Genomic DNA, 23,244 nt, shown 5'->3' on the forward strand with positions numbered 1-23,244 from the left:
AATTCAAAGAAATGGATATTTAATTATTAAATTACTCTTGCATATTTTGGAATATGATTATACAATATCGATATACGATGTATCGTAGGTCGATATATCATAAGGCGATGTATCGGAGGTAGTTATAATGAATGGGAAGGCGCAAAAATATATTCCGTTAACTGAGGCGACATATTACATATTGTTATCACTAGTGAAACCAATGCACGGATATGGAATTATGCAAATGGTAGAAGAGATGACAAATGGGGAAGTAAAGCTCGGTCCTGGTACTTTATACGGGAATACGACGAAATTACTTAAAGAAAAATTAATTGTTGAAGTTGCCTCTACAGATAGAAAGAAGTGCTATGAGTTAACGGCGTTTGGGAGAGAAGTGTTAGAGCTAGAATATAACAGATTGCAGAGATCTGTAAGGAATGGAAATAGTATATTAGGGGAGTGAATGGAAGATGGAGACAAAAAGGGTATTTAAATTTTTTACGGCATGGAATTTAGAAAAAGAAGAAGCTTTTTTACGAAAGATGCATCAGCAAGGTTGGGCATTACAAAAATATAATTTAATGTATACGTTTCAGAAAACTGAGCCAAAAGATGTAATATACAAAGCTGATTTTAGATTGGTTTATAGAGATTCGAAAGAACAACAACAAGAGTATTTCGAAATATACGAAATGTCAGGTTGGAAACGCGTAACAAGTTTCACAAGATGGAATTATTTTTGTAAAGAGGTAGAAGAGGTTAATGAATTGCCTGATATTTACTCAGAAAAAGAGACGAGGATACAAAAACTAAATGAATTATTGCTATTCCTTGTTATTATATCAGCAAGTATATTACCATCAATGTATAACCTATTTTTAAGCCCGATGGAATCAAGATTGCCAATGTGGGCGAAAGTTACGACAGGTCTTTCAGGTTGTATGTGGATGTACTTTTTTATAAGACTCTCTTGGAAAATCAGAAAATTAAAAAGTGAAATATTATAATAAAGAGTGGAGTTTAAAAGAAGTTGATGAGAGGGAAAACCGAGATCAACTTCTTTTGTTTCTATATAAACGTAATTTGCTCACTCTTTTTTACATAATAAAAACTATGCAATTAAGGTGTAGAACTACTAGTTAAGTATTAAAATCTTATAACCAAATAAAAATCATAAATGAATAAGAAATGATTCTTAATAATAAACCACTAGTTAAAATGATCCGAAATCCTAAATATTAATATTACTTGATGTATTGCCCTTTTTTGAATATTAGCAAAATAGTGCGAAGTTTAACATATAATAAGGAAGAAATCCATTTTTAATTAACTTATTAAACGAAAAAATCCCTTATAGAAAAATCTATTTCTATAAGGGATAATCATGTTTTTATTAGAAAGACTGATTTTGAGCAGGTTTAATAAATTGTTCTGGGTTTTCAACAAGCCCACATACAGCGCATTGGACACGGTATGTAGGTCCTTGATAGGCCATATGAAAAGCATTCATCGTTTCATTTGTGTATTCTTCTTCTACTTGACCAGTTTGTGGATTTAATTTGACTGGTTTTACTTGTTGCTCAAGAATATTAAAGCGGGTACGGTTTGTTTTACAACTTGGACATAGCATTGGTTCCATATGTATACACCTCCATTTGTATCATTTCTTAAAATCTTTAATTTTATGCAAGCAAAAAACTTTCTCAATATAAATAGGTGTTTAATGTATTTAAAATTCAGAAAAAATAAAATATAATAAAAGTACGAACTGGTTATGTCCAAACCAAATCTCCTGTTTTATGCCAATAAGCTGGGGGGCCGAGAAATCGGCCTCATTTTTTTTGCTCATTACTACAAGGAACAAGGTTTTTATGAGACTTTTGTCGAAATTTTAGGAATAGATACAAAGGGGGATGTAAAATGAATTTGAAAATGAAGTACATCATTTTATATGTAGAAAAGTTTGAGGCATGTTTAAGGTTCTATAAAGATATTTTACAGTTACCTATAAAAGCAGAGCACGGAACATATATTGAATTTAATACTGGAACTACCATTTTAGCGATGAATACGCGGCAAGATGTGAAAGAATTAACAGGACTACCGCTTACAGAAGGTGAATTACAGTCTTCTCATTTCGAATTAGGATTCGTTGTTGAGAATGTACAAGAAACGATTGAGCAATTTAGAGAACAAGGAATCAAGATTTTAGTTGAACCTATTGTAAAACCGTGGGGACAAACAATTGCCTACATTGCTGATCCAGATGGAAATTATATTGAAATTTGCAGTTCATTAGAATAGAGGGAGAAAGAGAGATGGGATTTCCGAAACTAGAAACAGAACGTTTACGACTAAGAGAACTTACACTATTAGATGCAGAAACGCTGTTCCAATATTTCTCGAAAGAATCAGTTATACGTTATTTCGGAATGGATTCTTTTGAAAATATTGAGCAAGCGAAAACAACGATTCAAACGTTTAAAAATCGTTATGAAGAGGGCAGTGTATTTCGCTGGGGAATCGAGAAAAAAGGGACGGGCCAATTAATCGGAACGTGCGGATTTCATTTAATTAATAATCATCATAAACGAGCTGAAATTGGTTATGAATTAGACGATACATATTGGGGACAAGGGTATGCAACGGAAGCGTTACAGGCAATTTTAACTTACGGGTTTGAAACATTGCAACTTATTAGAGTTGCTGCTGTTGTATATGTAGAAAATAAAGCTTCTCAAAAATTATTAAGTAAAGCAGGATTTCAAGAAGAAGGATTACTTCGAAAACATATGATTCAAAATGGAGTTGCTCATGATACCATTTTATATTCTTTATTAAAAGAAGAGTGGAAGAAGTAATGAGTACAAACGAACTTATAACGATTATGAAGAAGCATAGGGAAAATAGATTCATTTTAGGTATAGATGGTTTAAGTCGATCTGGAAAAACAACATTTGTAGCCAATTTAAAAGAAAATATGAAACAAGAAGGCATTCCGTTTCATATTTTCCATATTGATGATCATATAGTGGAGCGTAATAAACGATATCATACTGGATATGAAGAATGGTACGAGTATTATTATTTACAATGGGACATTGAATGGCTAAGGCAGAAATTTTTTCAAAAGCTACAACACGAAACAAAATTGAAATTACCTTTTTTTCATGAAGAAACAGATATATGTGAAATGGAAAAAGTACAGATTCCTATTGTAGGCGTAATTGTTATTGAAGGAGTTTTTCTGCAGCGAAAAGAATGGAGAGATTTCTTTCATTATATGGTCTATTTGGACTGTCCAAGAGAGACAAGGTTTCTACGTGAGAGTGAGGAGACACAGAAGAACCTTTCAAAGTTTGAAAATAGGTATTGGAAAGCAGAGGATTATTACTTAGAAACGGAATTGCCGAGGGATAGGGCGGATTTAGTCATCCAATGATTTGAAAATAGAAGGTGAATAGAATGAATATTTTATGGGATTTTGATGGGACGTTATTTGATACGTATCCTGCATATACAATAATGCTTTCTGAAATATTAGGTGACTCAGTAGAAAAACAAGAAATATACAAAAACTTAAAAATATCATACTCTCATGCAATTCAGTATTATAATATTTCATGCGAGCAGGAAGAAAAGATTAAAGTTTTGAAGGGAAAATTCACGCCAAAAGATATGAAACCTTTTGCAGGTGTCGAAGAGGTTTTGAAATTTGCAGATAAAAATGTGATTATGACCCATAAACATAGGGCAGGAGTTATGGACATTTTAAAATATTACGGCTGGGAAAAATACTTTGTAGATATGGTTACAATTGACGATGGCTTTCCCCGAAAGCCCAACTCTTTAGCTTATAATCATTTACATAAAAAGCATAATATTGATTTAGCTATTGGAGATAGAGAATTAGATTTATTACCTGCAAAAGAATTAGGTATTTCAACATGTATGTTTCAAGGTAATTGTGATGTAGCGGATTATTCTTTATCACATTACTCGGAGTTTTTTAAGGTAGTGAGTGATAGAGAGTTTTCTTTATAAAAGAAGTTATTAATAAAGACTGAATCTTTTATTTTAAAGGTACAGTCTTTATTTTTTAGAACTCTTTCATTTTATTCCGCATTAACGGGCAGCCTGATTGCTTCAACTAATAATCAGTGGAGGGTGAACAAAACCTCCACTGATTAAAGTTTCACTTTATTTTCTGTATATAATAATTACTAGAGATTAAAGGATAATCGTCCATCTTTATTAAGGAAGTGGCCAGTTTATTTTAACTAAATTATGGTTATTCATGTTAATATGAACTCATAGCTATATAGAAGGGGTGGGGTTAGTATGAAAACTGAAATAGTTCCTAAAAAGAAGTACAGTATAATAAGCTATGTATCTTTACTCATCGGCATTCTGTGTTTTCTATTCGTTTTTATAACGCCAACAAGGATAGCCAATGCAGGTAATATAGTTGGGGATTATATTACAATTGCCCTTACAGGTGTAGGTATCATGCTTTCAATAATCACAATGACGAAAAGAACAGAGAAGAAGGGAATTGCTATTCTTTCATTAATACTGTCCTCATCATTTTTTATATTTTGGATCATAGCAATTATCCTATTGTTTACTGGTCAAATTAGTTTTGCGCCGTAATGTGTAATAAAAAGAGTCCTTCTCGTATGATATCGGGTTCAGTTACGGGAGAGAAAATATAAAATAACACACAAATTAGGGATGTAAATCACATATGATTTAGCACCCTTTTTTTATTGTTATTATAGTGTTTAAGCACTTTTATATAGTTAAATAGTGTTCTAAATAAAAAGATAAATGGAAAATTTATGTTAAAATAGTTGTAGAGATTATGAAAAAATGTTCTTAAACTAACAGTCAGGTTACTTTAAGAAGGTTTTTTCAAAGGAAATGGTAAATATCATATTTTGAAGGGGTGATTGCAGTGGAGTAAGTGATTTTTTTAATCTTAGTTAAATACTTTGAAGGAAGGCATTTATAACTATGAATACAAAACTAATAATAGTAGAAGGGTTACCTGGATTTGGAAAATCAACCACTGCAAAGCTAATAAATGAAATTCTAAGCCAAAATAAAATTGAAGTTGAACTATTTTTAGAAGGAAATTTGAACCACCCAGCCGACTATGATGGTGTATCTTGTTTTAATAAATTTGAGTTCGATAGATTATTATCTAACAGTGGGGATTTTAAAGAAGTGCTCCTTAAGAAAGTTCTAAAAAAAGGAAGCAATTATTTATTACCATACAGAAAGATAAAAAATGAGTTTGGTGACCAGTTTTCGGACGAATTATTTAACATTATTTCTAAAAATGATATATACGAATTACCATTCGATAAAAATGTTGAATTAATTGCTAATAAATGGAATGACTTTGCTGAAACCGCTCTAGAAGACAATAAGGTTTATATCTTTGAATGTTGTTTCATACAAAATCCATTAACTATTGGGATGATTAAATATGGTGAACAAAAAGAAAAAATAATAAATTATATAATGAAAGTTGCAAAAATCATAGAGAATTTAAATCCAATGTTATTGTATGTAGAACAAGATAATCTTGAATTTTCATTTAGGAAGGCGTTAAAAGAAAGAACTCCAGAATGGTCCACAGGAATTATTGACTATTACACTAACCAAGGCTATGGAAAAGAACATAACCATTCAGGTATAGAAGGAGCGATAAAAGTTCTTGAAGCTAGAAGGAATTTAGAATTAGAAATATTCGATATGTTAAAAATGAAAAAAGAAAAAATCAATAATACAAAATATGAAATTGACTCATATAGGTCAATGTTAAAAGATAAGTTAGCCATACAAATGGTGAAATAGCTTTTTACACTAACTGGTGCTTTAGTTGAATAAGGAAATAAAAACGCTCAGAATATCTTCTGAGCGTTTTAGTTTGTTATTTCTAATGGTTATTAGCATTTTTCTCTTCCTACACTGAACCCATTACTCATATGAAGGACTCTTTTTACTCGGTATCTTCAGGTTGATATTCTAAAATATCCCCCGGTTGGCATTCTAATGCTTTACATATTGCTTCTAAAGTTGAAAAACGGACTGCTTTTGCTTTTCCATTTTTCAAGATAGAAAGGTTAGCCATTGTAATTCCAACCTTCTCCGAAAGTTCTGTTACACTCATTTTTCTTTTTGCTAACATTACATCAATATTAATAATAATTGCCATATTATTCACCTCAGACCGTTAAATCATTTTCTGATTTTATATCTATAGCATCTTTTAATAGTCTTTGGAGAACGGCAGCAAAGACCGCGATGACCATTGAAGAAAAAATCATAATCATTCCGATAATAATAATGCCAGGGGCATCATCTCTCTCTGCCACGAGATAAAAAAGTGGCATACCTAATACATATAATACACTAATTGCCAATGCGCTGTACTTAATATTTTTTAAAGCTTGAACAGATAGCTCTGAGAATGCGTTATTTTTATCAATATAGTTTAAAAGCTTAAATGTTTGGTACAGTGCGAAGTAATAAGGTATTGCTGTTGCGTATAAATTGATAAATACAAGATATTTAATATATGCAATGTCTGGATATAATTCTGCGGCAAAATTTCCTATTTTAGGGACTAAAAAAATGCACATAGCAAGAACGGGGATTCCGATTAGAATTACAACGGTCTTTAAAAAGAGTGTGGATCCTTGTTTCATAAAAAGCACCTCATTTATTTAATATCTTATTAATTTAACATGAAATTTATTGTTTAACAATAAATTTTTATTTCTTTTAATCGAGGATTTATTGTTAAACAAGTAATTAATGAAAAGGATGTTAAATCTTTTTTATAAGATAAATGATACATATCGATATTTAATTAAAGAAAGAGAAAGTAACTATTGTTAGCTTTATGAGAATTGGGAACTAATAAAACATATGTAGGTTTTGGTATGGAAAAGGAAATAAGGTGTATTGAAATGAATGCAAAGTTTATGGAGGAACAATCATGTTGAATTATGGTGTGAAGATGAAAAAGTTACTATTAGTGGGAGCTATAATAGTAAGCGTATTAAGTACGGAAAGTATGATGAATTATCATGCGGCCAAAGCTAAGGTGAAAAAAGTAGAACACCAGCCTAAAAATATAATTATGATGGTTATGGACGGAACGAGTTCAACGGCGACAACATTGGCTCGCTGGTATAAAGGGGCACCGCTTACGTTAGATCAAATTGTAACAGGAGGTGTTCGTACGTTTTCGGCGGAATCAGCTATTACAGACTCAGCGCCAGCAGCAACAGCTTTAGCAACTGGAAATAAATCGAATTCAGGATATGTAGGTATATTACCTTCTATTGTAAGTTCGCCTAGCTTACAGCCAATAAAAGAAGAAGAAAAGTTACGGCCGGTCGCAAACGTATTAGAAGGCGCAAAATGTACTGGTCGTGCAACTGGCATTGTTGCTACATCTGAAATTCAGCATGCTACTCCGGCCGGATTCTCTGCTCACCATGTCAATCGCAAACATTTTGACGTAATTGCGAAGCAGCAAGTATATCAAAATATAGATGTCGTATTAGGCGGGGGAAAAGCGGCGCTGTTACCTATGAAAAGTAATGGAATCCGAAAAGATGGTGAAAATTTAGTAAAGGTGATTCAAGACAAAGGATACGATTTCGTTGAAACGAAAGATGCGTTATTGAACTCCAAATCTAATAAAATTTGGGGCTCTTTCTCACATCATGCTCTTGCGTTTGATATGGATCGTATAGCAACAAATCCAGAACAACCAACACTTTCTCAAATGACAGAAAAAGCAATTCAAACATTATCAAAAGATAAAGATGGCTTCTTTTTATTCGTAGAAGGTAGTAAGCCTGATTGGGCAGCTCATGCTAATGATCCAATTGGGATGATTAGTGATGTATTAGCATTTGATGAAGCGGTAGCAAAGGCGTTACAATTTGCGAAGAAAGATGGGGATACGATGCTCATCGCTTTAACTGATCATGGTAACAGCGGCATCTCTATAGGGAATAGGAATACGACAAAAGGATACAATACTACACCGGTTTCTGTATACATTGATCCATTGAAAAAGGCGAAAATGACACTTGAAGGAACTATAAATAAACTGAAATCTGATTTATCAAATGTAGAAGATGTAGCTAAACTATACGGTTTGGATAATCTAACTCATGATGAAAAAGAACAATTAAAAGTGGCAAAAAAGAAAATGGATGTAGGACGAATTTTTACTACATTATTGGCTAATCGTGCAAATATCGGCTTTACGACAGGAGGACATACAGGTGAGGATGTATTCTTACATTCTTATGGACCTCAAAAACCAGAAGGCTTAATCCAAAATACAGACATTGCGAAGACGATGGCGAAAGCGATGGGCTTTAACTTAGAAGAAGTAACGAATAAAATATTTTTAGAGAGTGAACAAGCCTTTAAGAAAATCGGTGCAACTGTAACAGCCGACAAAACCGAAGGAGCAAACCCGTTACTCGTAGTAAAACATAATAAAGTAGAAGCACAATTATTTGGTAACAAAAATATAATTCGTATCAATGGTAAAGGGTATGAATTAAGAAGTATTATTGTAGAGAGTAATGGAAAGTACTATGTACCAGAAGAAGCAATTCAACTATTTGTAAAGCATTCTCGTTAAAAAATTGCCAACCAGTTAAGCTAACTGGTGGCAATTTTTTGTGTTTATTCTAAATATAAGGGCTCGAATTGTTTTGTAATTTTTTTATATGAGACTTGTATAAATGTTAAAGGGAAATTATATTTTTTTCTTACATTAAAAAATTTCATTTTGTAGAATAAGAAGTTATACATATAGTAAAGTTTAATGTGTTATCAATTAATATTTACGAAAAATATATTAATACTTTAGAATTTCTTTAATGTTCATTATTTTTTATTTAAGGTTATCCGTTATATTTATAATATGTTTATTTCAATTTATTGTATTGAAGCTCAGTTTTATATAATTATAAAGCAATCATCAAAATAAAATCTCCACTAGAGTAAATTTATTATTTTTTTGTGGAAATTATTATGCAGCTAAGAAAACTGTAGTTTATTGAATTAGAAATATATTAGAATTTACTTGAAGAAAGAGAGAGGGAATAAAATGAATATAGTGCACTTACGTCCTAAACAGCGGTCTAAGTATCGCATTATGCTAGGGAAGTGGTATTACTCTACAAAGAGGTACATTCAGTGGTTGGCAGACGGAAAAACATATGCAAAAAGGTTCCAACAAGAAAAGCTACCTTGTACAGCAATTCAGCACCGAACGATATTACTTCGTAAGCTAAAAGATGTAGATATGTGGTATCAACAGAATAAGGTTGTTAATTTGAAAATTGCTGTTAAAAAACTAAATGGTATCGTCATTAGACCGGGAGAAACATTTTCTTACTGGCGTTTAATAGGTAAGCCAACGAGGAAAAAAGGGTATGTAGAAGGTATGGTATTACATTACGGATCTTTTCAAACAGGTATTGGAGGAGGTCTTTGTCAGCTTTCGAATTTAATATATTGGATGACTTTACATACACCACTGACAGTAACAGAACGATATCGTCATAGCTTTGATGTCTTTCCTGACTCTAGGCGAACTCAACCGTTTGGGAGTGGGGCGACTTGTTCCTATAACTATTTGGATTTACAAATTAAAAATGAAACGGACCAACCGTATCAACTTCACCTTTATATGACAGATGAACATTTAGTTGGTGAATGGAGAACAGTCTATCCGCAACTTTATCAATATGAAGTGTATGAGAAAGAACACTCAATTCAACCTGCATACTGGGGCGGTTATATACGACATAATGTGATTCAACGTAAAGTATATAATCAACAGAAACAGTTAATAGAAGATCAATATGTAACAGAGAATCACGCTATAATGATGTACGAACCACTATTAGCTTGTAATAATGAGAATAGTGAGTAATATGGTAATCCATAGATTAAATAGTATAGAAAATATTTAATTCTTATTTTTATTAAAAAAGTATGAATCCCAGATTTACTGGATTTTGATTGTAACTAAGAACATATAAAAGTTCACTGTTATTTATAGGAGAGTCTGTTTGTTTTTATATCTTATGTATTTCACCCTGCATAAAAAAATATTTCTCAACATTTTATTTGTTGAAAAAGATTGAATATTCGCATTATAACGAATATTATGTTGTTATCGGCAAAAAACGATAATTTGCAGACACTGGGGAGGAAATACATTGAAAAAGAAAAAGAAATTAAAACCATTAGCGGTATTAACAACAGCAGCAGTACTAAGTAGTACGTTTGCTTTTGGAGGTCACGCAGCGTATGCTGAGACACCAACATCATCTCTACCAATAGATGAGCACTTAATACCGGAGGAGCGTTTGGCTGAAGCGCTAAAACAACGGGGGGTAATTGATCAATCTGCATCACAAGCTGAGACTTCAAAGGCTGTCGAAAAATATGTTGAGAAAAAGAAAGGGGAAAACCCTGGGAAAGAAATCTTAACAGGAGATAGTCTTACGCAAGAAGCCTCTGACTTTATGAAAAAAGTAAAAGATGCAAAAATGAGGGAAAATGAACAGGCGCAGCAGCCTGAAGTAGGCCCAGTAGCTGGACAAGGTGCAGCATTGAACCCTGGGAAATTAAATGGAAAAGTACCTACTACATCAGCGAAGCAAGAAGAATACAATGGAGCTGTTCGAAAAGATAAAGTACTTGTTTTACTTGTAGAATTTAGCGATTTTAAGCATAACAATATTGATCAAGAGCCAGGATACATGTATTCTAAGGACTTTAATCGTGAACATTATCAAAAAATGTTATTTGGTGATGAACCATTTACTTTATTTGATGGATCGAAAATTAACACATTTAAGCAATATTATGAAGAACAATCTGGTGGTAGCTATACAGTTGATGGGACTGTAACAGAATGGCTTACTGTTCCAGGAAAAGCATCAGATTATGGTGCTGATGCGGGTACTGGGCATGATAACAAGGGGCCTTTAGGACCAAAAGATTTTGTGAAAGAAGCATTAAAAGCAGCGGTAGCAAAAGGAATCAATTTAGCAGACTATGACCAATTTGATCAATACGATCAAGATGGTGATGGAAATAAAAATGAGCCAGATGGCATTATTGATCATTTAATGGTTGTACATGCTGGCGTTGGTCAAGAAGCTGGCGGCGGTAAATTGAAAGATGATGCGATTTGGTCACATCGTTCAAAACTAGGTTCAAAACCATATGCAATTGATGGCACGAAATCTTCTGTTTCGAACTGGGGCGGAAAGATGGCTGCATATGATTATACAATCGAGCCTGAAGACGGAGCAGTTGGTGTGTTTGCACATGAGTATGGCCATGATTTAGGCTTACCAGATGAATATGATACAAAGTACTCAGGACAAGGTGAACCTGTTGAGTCATGGTCTATTATGAGTGGTGGTAGCTGGGCTGGAAAAATTGCAGGAACAGAGCCAACGAGTTTCTCGCCACAAAATAAAGAGTTTTTCCAAAAGAATATGAAGGGGAACTGGGCGAATATTCTTGAAGTAGATTATGACAAACTTAGCAAAGGAATCGGTGTTGCAACATATGTAGATCAAAGTACTACAAAATCTAAACGACCTGGAATTGTTCGTGTTAACTTGCCGGACAAAGATATAAAAAATATCGAATCAGCGTTTGGTAAGAAGTTCTATTACAGTACAAAAGGAAATGACATTCATACAACACTTGAGACACCAGTATTTGACTTAACAAATGCAAAGGATGCTAAGTTCGATTATAAGGCATTTTACGAACTTGAAGCGAAGTATGATTTCCTTGACGTATATGCGATTGCAGAAGATGGAACGAAGACACGCATTGATAGAATGGGCGAAAAAGATATAAAAGGCGGCGCGGATACAACTGATGGTAAGTGGGTTGATAAATCATACGATTTAAGCCAATTCAAAGGAAAAAAAGTAAAACTGCAATTTGAGTACTTAACAGATATTGCAGTAGCTTATAAAGGATTTGCGTTAGATAATGCAGCCTTAACTGTAGATGGAAAAGTTGTTTTCTCTGATGATGCAGAAGGTCAGCCTGCAATGACGTTAAAAGGCTTTACTGTGTCTAACGGATTTGAACAGAAAAAACATAATTACTATGTAGAGTGGAGAAATTACGCTGGTTCTGACACTGCGTTACAATATGCACGTGGCCCAGTATTTAATACAGGAATGGTTGTATGGTATGCGGATCAAAGCTTTACAGATAACTGGGTAGGCGTTCATCCAGGTGAAGGGTTCTTAGGAGTAGTAGATTCTCATCCAGAGGCAATTGTAGGGACATTAAACGGACAACCTACTGTGAAGAGCAGTACGCGTTATCAAATTGCCGATGCGGCATTCTCATTTGATCAAACACCAGCATGGAAAGTAAATTCACCAACACGCGGTATCTTTGATTATAAAGGATTACCAGGAGTGGCAAAATTTGATGATTCTAAGCAATACATCAACAGCGTTATTCCTGATGCAGGACGTAAGTTACCGAAGCTAGGACTGAAGTTTGAAGTGGTAGGCCAAGCTGAAGACAAGTCTGCAGGTGCAGTTTGGCTTCATCGATAAAATAAGGTGAAAAGAAGAGAAGCTGCGATAAGTCGGTGAAACTGACTGATTGCAGCTTTTTTCTTCTTGTGAAAAAACTCGCTGTTTTTTATGTACTTATTGGAAAAATATGAAGTTTCTTTGATACATAAAATGCTCCGTCTGTCCAATTATAGAAGCTATTTTGGACGTAAGAAATTTGTAAGTAATGAGTAAGAAAAAAGAGATTTTCATAGTATAAAATATTTATTATAGCTACTTTTAACACCTGATACTAATAGTGTGCTATAATATGAATTAGCAACAAAAAGGAAAGGAATTAGAACAATGACCTTAGAAAATACTAAAAATTTAAAAAAACAAGTTGCTCCTTTTGAAAAATCAACGATTAAAAAAAGTGTTTGGCAACTGATCAACACAATCGTGCCATTTATTATTTTATGGTACCTTGCTTATAAAAGTTTGTCAGTTTCTTATTGGTTAACATTAGTTCCAGCACTGTTAGCCGCTGGATTTATGACAAGGATTTTCATTATTTTTCATGATTGTACCCATTATTCATTCTTTAAAAGTCGACGTGCAAATAGAATAGTTGGAACGTGTATGGGCGTTTTAACATTATTCCCATTTGATCAGTGGGGGCATGAGCATTCTATTCACCACGCTACGAGTGGTAATTTGGATAAGAGGGGTACAGGGGATATTTGGACGCTTACAGTAGATGAATATGTAGCAGCACCATTTAGACTCCGTTTAGCATATCGTTTATATCGCAATCCATTCGTTATGTTTGGGTTAGGCCCGATTTATGTTTTCTTGCTTAAAAATAGATTTAACCGAAAAGGTGCTAGAAAAAAAGAACGTATGAACACTTATTTAACGAATATTTTAATCGTTGCTATTGTAGGAATGCTTTGCTGGGCAATTGGATGGCAATCGTTTCTTTTAGTACATGGTTCTATATTTTTAATAGCAGGTTCAATAGGGATTTGGCTGTTTTACGTACAGCACACATTCGAGGATTCTTATTTTGAAGAAGATAAAGAATGGGAATATGTGAAAGCGGCAGTGGAGGGAAGTTCTTTTTATAAACTTCCAAAAATTTTGCAATTTCTAACGGGTAATATTGGATTTCATCATGTTCACCATTTAAGTCCAAGAGTACCTAACTATAAACTAGAAGAGGCACACAACAATACCCTTCCTTTAAAAAATGTACCAACAATTACGCTTGCTACAAGCTTGCGTTCACTCCGTTTCCGTCTTTGGGATGAGAAAAGTAACAATTTTGTTAGCTTTAAAGATGTCAAAAATATAATTAAAAATAATGTTTCTGTTCGGGTGAAATCTGAACTATAATTGCATCGTATATAAAATTCCCCTTAATCATTTTCGATTTAAGGGGAATTTTTGTTTAAAGATTAGATGCCAGATAAGAAGAAAAATTAAATGTTTCAAATTGTAATGGAAGCAGATTAGGAATTGCTAGTACGTAAGTACAAATACAAGATGACAATAAATGCATTATGTTAACAATTGGAGTTATCATGAATTTTCCATTACGATAACTGTTCATAAATCCGACGAAAATTAATAGCAAAAGGGGGATCGTACAACAGTATATCTAAAAAATTAGAAAAGACTTGAACGGAAATTTCATTCATTTTTCTTGGTGTTCCGCATTCCATACACTTAAATAGGATGCATATTCTAATTCATCTGGATTGTCATGTAACATAGAAATGAATTCTAATTTATTTCTATCACAATCTAGAAAGTATACACTTGCAGCGGGCATCCACCTTTGGACAATTGGCTCTTGATTTCCTTTTCCTTGACTTCCTATCACTTCTATTCCACGCTCCTCTAACCACGCTTTAGAAGTCATTAAAAACTCTAAATTTACACCAAAAGCAAAATGTCTCAGCTCAAAGTCTTCGATATTATTTACTTCCCATAGTCCAAGCATTTGTTTTTTATTTTCTCCGACCCAAAAGAAAGCCACTCTTCTTTTGGAGAGTTTTCTTGCTAACGTTAATCCTAGCTTGTTTTGATAGAAATTTATCGCTTTTTCTAAATTTCTTACATGTAAATGAGTTTCGTATATGTTCTGTATCATTATGATCATTCCTTTCTTTCTTGATAACTACCAGTTGAGTAATGAATGTAATTCTAATAATGTACAGCTATATCTGATATACCTATTTATTATTATATCGAAATTGAAATACGATAAATCCAACTGAGGTAGCAAGTTCAAATGAAAATTTTACTACTTTTGTAGGAGAAGAGAAAAATCCATTAAATTCAGGTGAACTCATATTTAAATAATAAAAAAAGACAACACATGAAGTGAAACGCCACGTGTTGTCTTTTTTGTATCGTACAATATTACGAAGTTTCGCTAATTTTAGTTTCACTTTGAGTGTTAGTTGCAATTCTTTTCCTAACTTTAAAGTGATAGTAAGTATAGCAAAAGATGATAAATGGTACAGTACAATAAATGCCTAGTCTTTGATCTGGGATAAAGATAAGACTTACTAATATAATGCCATACAATCCAAAACCAAGAATTGGTACAAGGGGATAGAGTGGAGTTCTGAACTTCAAATCGTCTAATTTTCCACCTTCAGCTAAATAGTGTTTGCGGAAAAAGAATTGAGAAACACAAATTGACATCCAAACAATAATTGTTATGACTCCAGAAATGGAAATTAACCATAAGTAAACCGTTTCAGCAGCTACGACGCTTGTTAAAAGAGAAAAAGCAGAAATAGCTATTGTCATGATTAAAGCGTTGAGAGGAATCCCACGTGATGATAATTTCTTTAAAAATGCTGGAGCCATTTCGTTTTTTGATAAAGACCAAAGCATGCGAGTAGCAGCGTATAGTCCTGAGTTTGCAACAGAAAGAACAGCAGTAAGAATAACAAAGTTCATAATATCAGCTGCATATGGAATACCGATATTATCAAAAACAGCAACGAATGGGCTCTTTGTGAGTCCTGCTTCTTCCCAAGGAATTAAAGCAACAAGAACAAAGATTGCTAAGACGAAGAAAAACATTGTGCGCCATATAATATTTCTAATAGAACGAGGTAAAGTTTTTGCTGGATCTTCGCTTTCACCTGCTGCGATTCCGACAAGCTCTGTACCTTGGAAGGAATAATTGACTGTAACCATTGTTAATAGAATAGCTGCAAGTCCATTCGGAAATAAACCACCATGATTTACGAAATTTGAAAGAAGTGGAGCTGGTTCGTCGCCTTTTAAATCAATAAAGCCGAACATAGCGGCGCCACCAAGAATTATAAAAGCTATAATGGCAGATACTTTTATACTTGAAAACCAAAATTCTGTTTCTGCATAACTACGAGCAGATAATGCGTTAATAGTAAAGATTGTAACGCCAAATATTAAACACCAAACCCAAACAGGAATATCAGGAAACCAGCGCTGCATTGTAATACCAGCAGTTGTAAATTCAAGACCGGTCGTATTCGCCCAGCTTAACCAATACAACCATCCGATTGTAAAGCCAGTTGCAGGATTGATGAATTTAGTGGCATATTCCTGGAAAGAACCCGAAACAGGCATGGCTACAGCGAGTTCACCAAGACATAGCATAACGAAATACATTAATAATCCACCGGCCATAAAGGCAAGTACGGATCCACCAGGTCCAGCTTGACTTATTATAAAGCCAGATCCGTTAAATAACCCCGTTCCAATCACACCACCGAGTGCAATCATGAATAAATGTCTACTTTTCATCGTACGTTTTAATTCATTGTTTGTATTGTTTACTTGCGCCATTGTTTTCCTCACTTTCGTAGTTGATAGAATAAAGTTTGATGTTTTTCCGTATTATGGAATGTATTCCGTGATGTGAAATCTTGTTATAATTTTCAGACAATTAAAAAGAAAAGTCAATATTTTTTTGTTTGCGTTTTCAATTCATTGTTAGTGATATGTTTTTATTGTTAGAAAATTAAATAAATAGATTGATTTCATTTCGAATGTTTGCTAAATTGATAGTTAATTAAGCGTACTAACATATTACGAGTAAAGTTGAGGCGAGTTATGGTACAGTCCATTGATCGAGCGATAAGTATTATTAAATTATTGAATTCTACAAATGAAAAAGAGTATTGGGCTATTTCTGATATAGCTGATGGAACACATCTCCCGGTTAGTACAGTACATAGATTACTTAACTCTCTAATGGAGCATGGGTTAGTTACACAAATTACAGAGACAAAACAGTACAAAATTGGACCAATGTGGATGGAAATAGGGTTACGTCAATTGGAGAAGGTAGACTATAGATCTGTTGCAAGAGAAGTGATGAAACGTTTGGCTGCTGAAGTGGAAGAAAGTGTCTATTTGAATATTCCAAACGGAACGCATTCTATTATCATTGAAAGAATTGATAGTCCTTTAAAAATTCGGGTTATCGATAATCTAGGAGAACAAATTCCACTTTCAATTGGTGCTGCAAATAAAACGATGCTTGCCAATATGAAAACGAATGAAATGGAACATATTGTAGAGTATTTACTTCCTTCATTACCAGAACAAAAGCAAATTCTTCTTAATCAAATAAAGCAAATAAAAAATGAAGGATATGCTGTCAGTTATGGTGAAAAAACAGAAGGGACAGCTTCAGTAGCTGCACCTATTATCGGATTTAATCATAAAGTAGTAGGAGCATTAAGTGTTGGGTTAATTAGTCATCGTATTAATGATGATCGACTATCTTTTCTTATTAGCAAGGTAAAACAAGCAGCTCATGAAATATCAATAAAAATCGGCAGTACATCAGAACTATAATTTTGATAGCTGTCGTCATTTTTTATTCATATATTGGAATTCGTTTTCATAATGCGGAAAAATAGGGGGATTTATATGTCAAGGTGGCAATCAAAAGAACAATTGATTCAATTATTAAGCAGTCTTGTTGAAATTCCTAGTATTACAGGTACAGAGGCTGAAGTGATATTGCCAGACTTTGTTGTGGAGCAATTATCTGATTTACAGTACTTCAAAGAAAACCCGCACCATGTGCAAAAAAATCCGACGGGGGACGGACGATATTTTGTTACAGCACTAGTAAAGAAAAGCGATAGTACAAAAAATACTGTAATTCTAGTAAGTCACTTTGATGTTGTAGATGTACAAGATTACGGAGTGTGGAAAGAAGATGCATTTAATCCTAAAAAGTTAACATCTATGTTTTATTCTCATAAAGATGAACTTCCAGACCATGTACGTGAAGATATAGAACATGGAGATTGGCTGTTTGGTAGAGGAACAATGGACATGAAATGCGGCCTCGCATTACAAATGGCAATGATTGAACAAGCATGTGAAGGAAGATTCGATGGGAATGTTCTTTTATTGGCTGTACCAGATGAAGAAGTGAATTCTGTAGGGATGAGGGCCGCTGTTCCGAGGCTATTAGATTTAGCAAGAGAGCATAATTTAGATTATAAAACGGTCTTAAACTCAGAGCCTATGTTTTCAAGACATCCTGGTGACCAAAATAAGTATATTTACACTGGCTCTATTGGTAAAGTGTTACCTGGTTTTCTTTGCTACGGAAAAGAGACACATGTAGGTGAACCTTTTGCAGGGTTAAATGGGAGTTATATGGCTTCATTAATAACAGCAGAACTAGAGTTAAACACAGACCTTTGTGATATTGTAGAAGGGGAAGCGAGTCCTCCACCAACTAACTTACTTCAAAGGGACTTAAAAGAGGATTATTCTGTACAAATTCCGCATCGTGCAGTCACATTATTTAATTTGTTTTTATTAGAAAAATCAATGACAGATGTAGTTTCATTGTTACGTCAAAAAGTAACGAAAGTAGCAGAGAAAATAGAAGAGTCGTATGAAAAACATGCATATCGTTTTTCTAAATATAATCCATTTATACCACCTAATCTCAAAGTAAATGTATTAACTTATGAAGAGCTTATCACATATGCAATTGAGCAACATGGACGAGAAAAAATAGATCATATTCAATCTAATATTATAAAAAATAGAGGAGATAAAGATGATCGTGCGGTAACGATTGATTTAGTAGATAAATTAGCGATTTTATGTAAAGAAAAGGCACCGATGATTGTACTTTTCTTCGCTCCGCCGTACTATCCAGCTGTGAGTTCACGCAACAATCCTTTAATAAAAGAGGTAGTTGTAGAAATGGAAAAGTATGCACATTACAATCATAAAATTACATTTGAAAACCAAAATTATTTTGGGGGAATTTCAGATTTAAGCTATGTAGGCTTGCAGTATCCACTGGATTCAATGAGTTCGCTTGTAGACAATATGCCATTATGGGATAAAGGCTATTCAATTCCGCTTCAGGAATTAGAAGAGTTTGATGTTCCAGTATTAAATATGGGACCGGTAGGAAAAGATGCACATCAATGGACAGAACGTCTAGATGTAAACTACGCATTTGAAACACTATTAGATATGTTACCGAAATGCATTGAAAAATTATTAGTTTCTAATAAAATTACACAATCATAGTAGGGAATAGGTAAGGGATAAAACAGAACCTTTAAAGAAGAGTCAAATCAAATTATTTTAATATAATTAAAAAGTAGAACGGCCAAGCTCAATTTTATATGAGTTTGGCCGTTTATCATGTAGTGAATTTTTAATTAAAATTATGTGAATTCATAGCTAACGTAATCTCTTTTATAGTTTTATTTTTTAGTTTGACCAGATAGTTCAACAGACTTTTGCGTACAACGCTGCATAGCTGAAATAATCGCTGTTCGTAATCCTTTTTCCTCTAATGTTGCTACAGCTTCTATTGTCGTTCCGCCAGGAGAACAAACCATATCTTTCAATTCACCTGGATGTATTCCTGTTTCTAGTACCATTTTTGCAGAGCCTAACACAGCTTGAGCAGCGAATTTATATGCTTGATTTCTTGGCATACCATCTAGTACAGCAGCATCTGCCATCGCTTCTATAATCATATATACATAAGCTGGTGAAGAACCACTTACGGATGTGACAACATCCATTAATTTTTCACTTACGATCTCTGTTTGACCAAAACTATTGAAAATGTTTAGTACATCTTCTAAATCTTTTTCTGTCACCATTTCATTAGGGCATAATGCAGACATTCCTTCTCCAACAAGAGCAGGAGTATTAGGCATTACTCTTACAACCTTTACTTTTTTATTAAAGGCATTTTCAGTACTTTCAATACTTTTTCCAGCAGCGATCGTAACGATGATAGCATCGTTTTTGATTACTTCTTTTATTTCATTAATTATTGATGAATATAGGTCTGGTTTGATTGATAAAATTAAAATATCAGCATTTTTAGCTACTTTATTGTTGTCGGTAGTTGTAGTTAGCCCATATTTTTCACTAGCATTTTTTAAATTAGCAGTATTTAAATCTGAACAAATAATTTGATTTGAAGACACTATATTTTTGTTTATCATTCCGCCAATCATAGCCATTCCCATATTTCCGCAACCGATGAATCCAATTTGTTTATCCATAATAACTCAATCTTGCTCCTTTTATAATCAATTATATCGGTTTGATATTATTTTCTTAGAATAAGAATAACATCCCTGTGCAATATAAAGAAACATTCTAAGAGAATATATTCCTTTTTGCAACACTAAAAGACAAAAATTAATTATATTCGACATTATGTAAATATATACACTATAATGTAAGGTTTTATGTTTATGAATATGAGTTAAACTTATATCATTTTGTATTTTCATTCAGTAGGGCGATAATTTCATACAAATAACTTGTGGCTCTATTTATTTTTAAAAATACCTCTTGACACCGAATCGAACTATATCGCATAATATAAAAAAATTAGATTGAAAATCGTTGAAGGGAATTAGTACATATGTCTTCTTGCGAAAGAGAGTGGAATTCACCGGCTGAAAGATTCCTCGTATAGAATATATCGAACCTATCCCTGAGTCTTAAATGAAAGTTTAGGCGTTCGCCTGCGTTATAGGCACCAAGTGGATATCTATGTATATCAATTAAGGTGGTACCGCGGAACAATGACCGTTTCGTCCTTTTTATTTTATTAAGGGCGAAGCGGTCATTTTTATTTTGCTCTTAAATACTTCAGTGCAGCATTGATGAGAATAGATATAGTTACAAAGTGAATGAAGTGTAATTTATAAAAAAACTTTGATTTTAGACTTGGGGGATAAAAAAGTGAAAAAACAACGAATTGTTGTAAAGATTGGGAGTAGTTCCTTGGCAGATAGTCATGGAGGCATCTCTACAGAACAGCTTTCAGATCACGTTGCCGCATTGGCTCGGTTGAAAGAAGATGGGCACGAGGTTGTGTTAATTACATCTGGAGCCGTCGCTGCAGGTTTTTCAGCGCTAGGATATCCTAGCAGACCTGTAACGATTAAAGGGAAACAGGCTGCAGCAGCTGTCGGACAAAGTTTGTTAATGCAGGCGTACACGGAGGAATTCCGTAAATATGGCATAGTTACTGCGCAACTTTTGCTGACGAGAAGTGATTTTTCTAGAAAAGAACAATATAGTAATGCTTACGCTACGTTAGGAGAATTATTAAACCGTTCCGCTCTTCCAATTATTAATGAAAATGATTCCATCTCTTTAGAGGAGCTAACGTTCGGTGATAATGATATGCTGTCAGCTTTAGTAAGCGGGCTTGTTTCGGCGGATATGCTTATGATCTTTACGGATGTGAACGGGTTATATGACAAAAATCCTCAGAAAAATGCGGATGCAAAAAAATATTATTTTCTTCCTGAAGTTACGGAAGAAATTTCTTCTCTTGCAGGAGATGCAGGCTCAAAACTTGGGACTGGCGGTATGAAATCAAAAATCGATGCTGCAAAGACAGCACTCTCTCTTGGTGTGAGTGTATTTATCGGAACAGGACGTGGACAGGAAAAGTTTGTAGATGTTTTGAAGGGTAAGGGTGATGGAACGTATGTTGGTAATGCTCCTCAAAAAGAAATGAAGATGAACAAGCAATGGATTGCCTTGCATTCGCTTGTTAGCGGACAAATTGAAGTAGATGCTGGGGCAGCTACTGCCATCATTCAGCATGGGAAGAGTTTACTTCCAGCTGGTGTTACGAATGTATCAGGATTTTTCCAAGTGGGTGAAGTTGTAGAGGTTGTAACGCAACAAGGGCGCGTAATAGGAAAAGGACAATGCACATATAGTGCAGAGGAACTAAGAGATGTAAAAGGTATGCAAAGCCAAGATATTCAAGTAAGAGGCGAGAGGCATAGTTATGAAGTCATCCATAGGGATCATTGGGTTTCACTTTAAAAAGGAGGAAATAAAAATGAATGAAGTGTTGGCAAAGGGGATAAAAGCAAAAGAGGTTGCTAGAGAACTTGTGCTTAAAACTACAGATCAAAAAAATGAAGCACTTGCTGCAATTGCTAATCAGCTGATAGTAGAAACAGCTTATATTTTAGAAGAAAACAAACGGGATATTGAAGAAGGTAAGGAGAAAGGATTTTCTCATTCACTCCTTGATCGTCTTTTGCTGAATGAACAACGAATTGTTGATATGACAGAGGGTATTAAGCAGTTAATTGAATTACGTGATCCTATTGGAGAATGTGTAAGTGCATGGGAACGACCAAATGGACTATCTATTCAGGAGATGCGCGTACCACTTGGTGTTGTCGGAATGATTTATGAGGCAAGACCGAATGTAACTGTTGATGCTGCTACAATTTGTTTAAAAACAGGAAACGCAGTAATACTACGTGGTAGTTCTTCTGCTATTCATTCTAACAAAGCCATCGTTAGCGTTATTCACCGGGCGCTTAAGCAAACTAGCTTGCCTTCAGAAAGTGTACAGCTCATAGAAGATACAACGAGAGATAGTGCAAAACAGTTGTTTACATTGAACGAGTACTTGGATGTTCTTATACCAAGAGGCGGTAAACAATTAATTGATACAGTAGTGAGAGAAGCGTCTGTTCCAGTACTTGAAACAGGTGCGGGAAATTGTCATATATTCATTGATGAAACAGCAGATAAACAAATGGCGTTTAATATTATTATAAACGCAAAAACACAGCGTCCATCTGTATGTAATGCAATTGAGACAATTGTACTTCATGAGAATTGGGCAGAGCAATATGGTAGCGAGTTGTTTTCTTCATTGAAGGAAAGAGGAGTGGAGCTACGTGGTGATAATAAAGCAGTGGCGATTGATCCTTCTATCTTACTTGCGACAGAAGAAGACTGGGAAACTGAGTTTTTATCTCTCACACTAGCAGTGAAAGTGGTTTCCACTGTTGAAGAAGCGATTCATCATATAAATACGTATGGATCTATGCATTCTGAAGCGATTATTACTGAAAACGAGGAAAACGTCAGCAAGTTTTTTACTTCTGTAGATGCCGCGGCACTTTATCATAATGCATCGACTCGTTTTACAGATGGATCCGAATTTGGATTCGGAGCGGAAATTGGTATCAGTACACAAAAGTTACACGTAAGAGGACCAATGGGGCTTCCAGCATTAACTTCTACAAAATATGTGATTCGTGGAAATGGGCAAATTCGAAAATAATAATAAAAGACA

Annotated in this window: 22 protein-coding genes and 1 other annotated feature; of the genes, 16 read left to right on the forward strand and 6 right to left on the reverse strand. The window is 34.1% G+C overall.

The features are described 5' to 3' along the window. Positions 1-127 precede the first annotated feature (127 nt). Positions 128-445, forward strand: a complete 318-nt coding sequence (locus tag ACK1U5_RS03535) for a PadR family transcriptional regulator (RefSeq protein WP_001013433.1) — start codon at positions 128-130, stop codon at positions 443-445. A 7-nt stretch (positions 446-452) separates the two neighbouring features. Beyond that, entirely contained in the window at positions 453-989 is a 537-nt protein-coding gene (locus ACK1U5_RS03540; RefSeq protein WP_061139151.1) for a DUF2812 domain-containing protein, read from the forward strand. 386 nt (positions 990-1,375) lie between these two features. Here the strand turns inward: ACK1U5_RS03540 and ACK1U5_RS03545 are convergent, their stop codons facing one another. Next, positions 1,376-1,621 (reverse strand): hypothetical protein, encoded by a 246-nt coding sequence (locus tag ACK1U5_RS03545; protein ID WP_000433609.1) that lies wholly within the window; start codon positions 1,619-1,621, stop codon positions 1,376-1,378. 281 nt (positions 1,622-1,902) lie between these two features. On the opposite strand from ACK1U5_RS03545, the gene ACK1U5_RS03550 reads away from it, so the two are divergent. From ACK1U5_RS03550 to ACK1U5_RS03575, 6 genes are all read left to right on the forward strand, one after another. Continuing rightward, a complete protein-coding gene (locus tag ACK1U5_RS03550; RefSeq protein WP_001049847.1) occupies positions 1,903-2,286 on the forward strand; it encodes a VOC family protein in 384 nt (127 codons plus the stop codon). Between the two features lie 14 nt (positions 2,287-2,300). Continuing rightward, the gene (locus ACK1U5_RS03555) at positions 2,301-2,843 is read left to right on the forward strand and encodes a GNAT family N-acetyltransferase (RefSeq protein WP_000506676.1); all 543 of its coding nucleotides are present in this window, start codon (positions 2,301-2,303) and stop codon (positions 2,841-2,843) included. Then, the gene (locus tag ACK1U5_RS03560) at positions 2,843-3,424 is read left to right on the forward strand and encodes a kinase (protein ID WP_000106112.1); all 582 of its coding nucleotides are present in this window, start codon (positions 2,843-2,845) and stop codon (positions 3,422-3,424) included. Before ACK1U5_RS03555 ends, ACK1U5_RS03560 begins: the two co-directional genes overlap by 1 nt. 23 nt (positions 3,425-3,447) lie before the next feature. Further along, positions 3,448-4,026: an HAD-IA family hydrolase gene (locus tag ACK1U5_RS03565; RefSeq protein ID WP_001024221.1), complete on the forward strand. Its 579-nt coding sequence runs from the start codon at positions 3,448-3,450 to the stop codon at positions 4,024-4,026. A 297-nt stretch (positions 4,027-4,323) separates the two neighbouring features. Beyond that, the gene (locus ACK1U5_RS03570) at positions 4,324-4,635 is read left to right on the forward strand and encodes a hypothetical protein (RefSeq protein WP_000845560.1); all 312 of its coding nucleotides are present in this window, start codon (positions 4,324-4,326) and stop codon (positions 4,633-4,635) included. Positions 4,636-4,998: 363 nt separating this feature from the next. After that, positions 4,999-5,847 carry a PRK06761 family protein gene (locus ACK1U5_RS03575; protein ID WP_069605300.1) on the forward strand — a complete coding sequence of 283 codons (849 nt, stop codon included), beginning with the start codon at positions 4,999-5,001 and terminating at the stop codon, positions 5,845-5,847. 145 nt (positions 5,848-5,992) lie between these two features. Here ACK1U5_RS03575 and ACK1U5_RS03580 read toward each other — a convergent pair whose 3' ends face one another. Both ACK1U5_RS03580 and ACK1U5_RS03585 read right to left on the reverse strand, forming a co-directional pair. Further along, positions 5,993-6,208 carry a helix-turn-helix domain-containing protein gene (locus ACK1U5_RS03580; protein ID WP_000974619.1) on the reverse strand — a complete coding sequence of 72 codons (216 nt, stop codon included), beginning with the start codon at positions 6,206-6,208 and terminating at the stop codon, positions 5,993-5,995. A 10-nt stretch (positions 6,209-6,218) separates the two neighbouring features. Then, complete coding sequence (locus ACK1U5_RS03585) at positions 6,219-6,701, reverse strand: DUF2975 domain-containing protein (protein ID WP_000809119.1); 483 nt, start codon at positions 6,699-6,701, stop codon at positions 6,219-6,221. Between the two features lie 293 nt (positions 6,702-6,994). On the opposite strand from ACK1U5_RS03585, the gene ACK1U5_RS03590 reads away from it, so the two are divergent. The 4 genes from ACK1U5_RS03590 to ACK1U5_RS03605 all read left to right on the forward strand — a co-directional run bounded on the left by ACK1U5_RS03590 (position 6,995) and on the right by ACK1U5_RS03605 (position 13,985). Beyond that, positions 6,995-8,668 carry an alkaline phosphatase gene (locus ACK1U5_RS03590; protein ID WP_097842506.1) on the forward strand — a complete coding sequence of 558 codons (1,674 nt, stop codon included), beginning with the start codon at positions 6,995-6,997 and terminating at the stop codon, positions 8,666-8,668. A gap of 471 nt (positions 8,669-9,139) precedes the next feature. Beyond that, the gene (locus ACK1U5_RS03595; RefSeq protein WP_001028242.1) at positions 9,140-9,970 is read left to right on the forward strand and encodes a VanW family protein; all 831 of its coding nucleotides are present in this window, start codon (positions 9,140-9,142) and stop codon (positions 9,968-9,970) included. Positions 9,971-10,259: 289 nt separating this feature from the next. Beyond that, complete coding sequence (locus ACK1U5_RS03600; protein WP_000727449.1) at positions 10,260-12,647, forward strand: immune inhibitor A domain-containing protein; 2,388 nt, start codon at positions 10,260-10,262, stop codon at positions 12,645-12,647. Positions 12,648-12,953: 306 nt separating this feature from the next. Next, positions 12,954-13,985: a fatty acid desaturase gene (locus ACK1U5_RS03605; RefSeq protein WP_000171499.1), complete on the forward strand. Its 1,032-nt coding sequence runs from the start codon at positions 12,954-12,956 to the stop codon at positions 13,983-13,985. A 301-nt stretch (positions 13,986-14,286) separates the two neighbouring features. Here the strand turns inward: ACK1U5_RS03605 and ACK1U5_RS03610 are convergent, their stop codons facing one another. Then, positions 14,287-14,745 (reverse strand): VOC family protein, encoded by a 459-nt coding sequence (locus ACK1U5_RS03610; RefSeq protein WP_000615639.1) that lies wholly within the window; start codon positions 14,743-14,745, stop codon positions 14,287-14,289. Between the two features lie 272 nt (positions 14,746-15,017). Then, on the reverse strand, positions 15,018-16,442 hold the full coding sequence (locus ACK1U5_RS03615) for an amino acid permease (protein WP_069605229.1): 1,425 nt from the start codon (positions 16,440-16,442) through the stop codon (positions 15,018-15,020). A 267-nt stretch (positions 16,443-16,709) separates the two neighbouring features. On the opposite strand from ACK1U5_RS03615, the gene ACK1U5_RS03620 reads away from it, so the two are divergent. Both ACK1U5_RS03620 and ACK1U5_RS03625 read left to right on the forward strand, forming a co-directional pair. Continuing rightward, positions 16,710-17,459 carry an IclR family transcriptional regulator gene (locus ACK1U5_RS03620; RefSeq protein WP_061655471.1) on the forward strand — a complete coding sequence of 250 codons (750 nt, stop codon included), beginning with the start codon at positions 16,710-16,712 and terminating at the stop codon, positions 17,457-17,459. A gap of 51 nt (positions 17,460-17,510) precedes the next feature. Beyond that, positions 17,511-19,175, forward strand: coding sequence for a M20/M25/M40 family metallo-hydrolase (locus ACK1U5_RS03625; RefSeq protein ID WP_113623474.1), 1,665 nt, complete (start codon positions 17,511-17,513; stop codon positions 19,173-19,175). A 179-nt stretch (positions 19,176-19,354) separates the two neighbouring features. Here ACK1U5_RS03625 and proC read toward each other — a convergent pair whose 3' ends face one another. Beyond that, positions 19,355-20,173, reverse strand: a complete 819-nt coding sequence (proC, locus tag ACK1U5_RS03630) for a pyrroline-5-carboxylate reductase (protein WP_000360729.1) — start codon at positions 20,171-20,173, stop codon at positions 19,355-19,357. 340 nt (positions 20,174-20,513) lie between these two features. Next, positions 20,514-20,724: a binding site (T-box leader), on the forward strand. A 140-nt stretch (positions 20,725-20,864) separates the two neighbouring features. Here proC and proB point away from each other — a divergent pair. Both proB and ACK1U5_RS03640 read left to right on the forward strand, forming a co-directional pair. Further along, positions 20,865-21,968, forward strand: coding sequence for a glutamate 5-kinase (gene proB / locus ACK1U5_RS03635; protein ID WP_000744736.1), 1,104 nt, complete (start codon positions 20,865-20,867; stop codon positions 21,966-21,968). A gap of 16 nt (positions 21,969-21,984) precedes the next feature. Then, entirely contained in the window at positions 21,985-23,232 is a 1,248-nt protein-coding gene (locus ACK1U5_RS03640) for a glutamate-5-semialdehyde dehydrogenase (RefSeq protein WP_001006620.1), read from the forward strand. Positions 23,233-23,244: the final 12 nt, after the last annotated feature.

It is taken from the genome of Bacillus sp. XB1 (assembly GCF_053557995.1).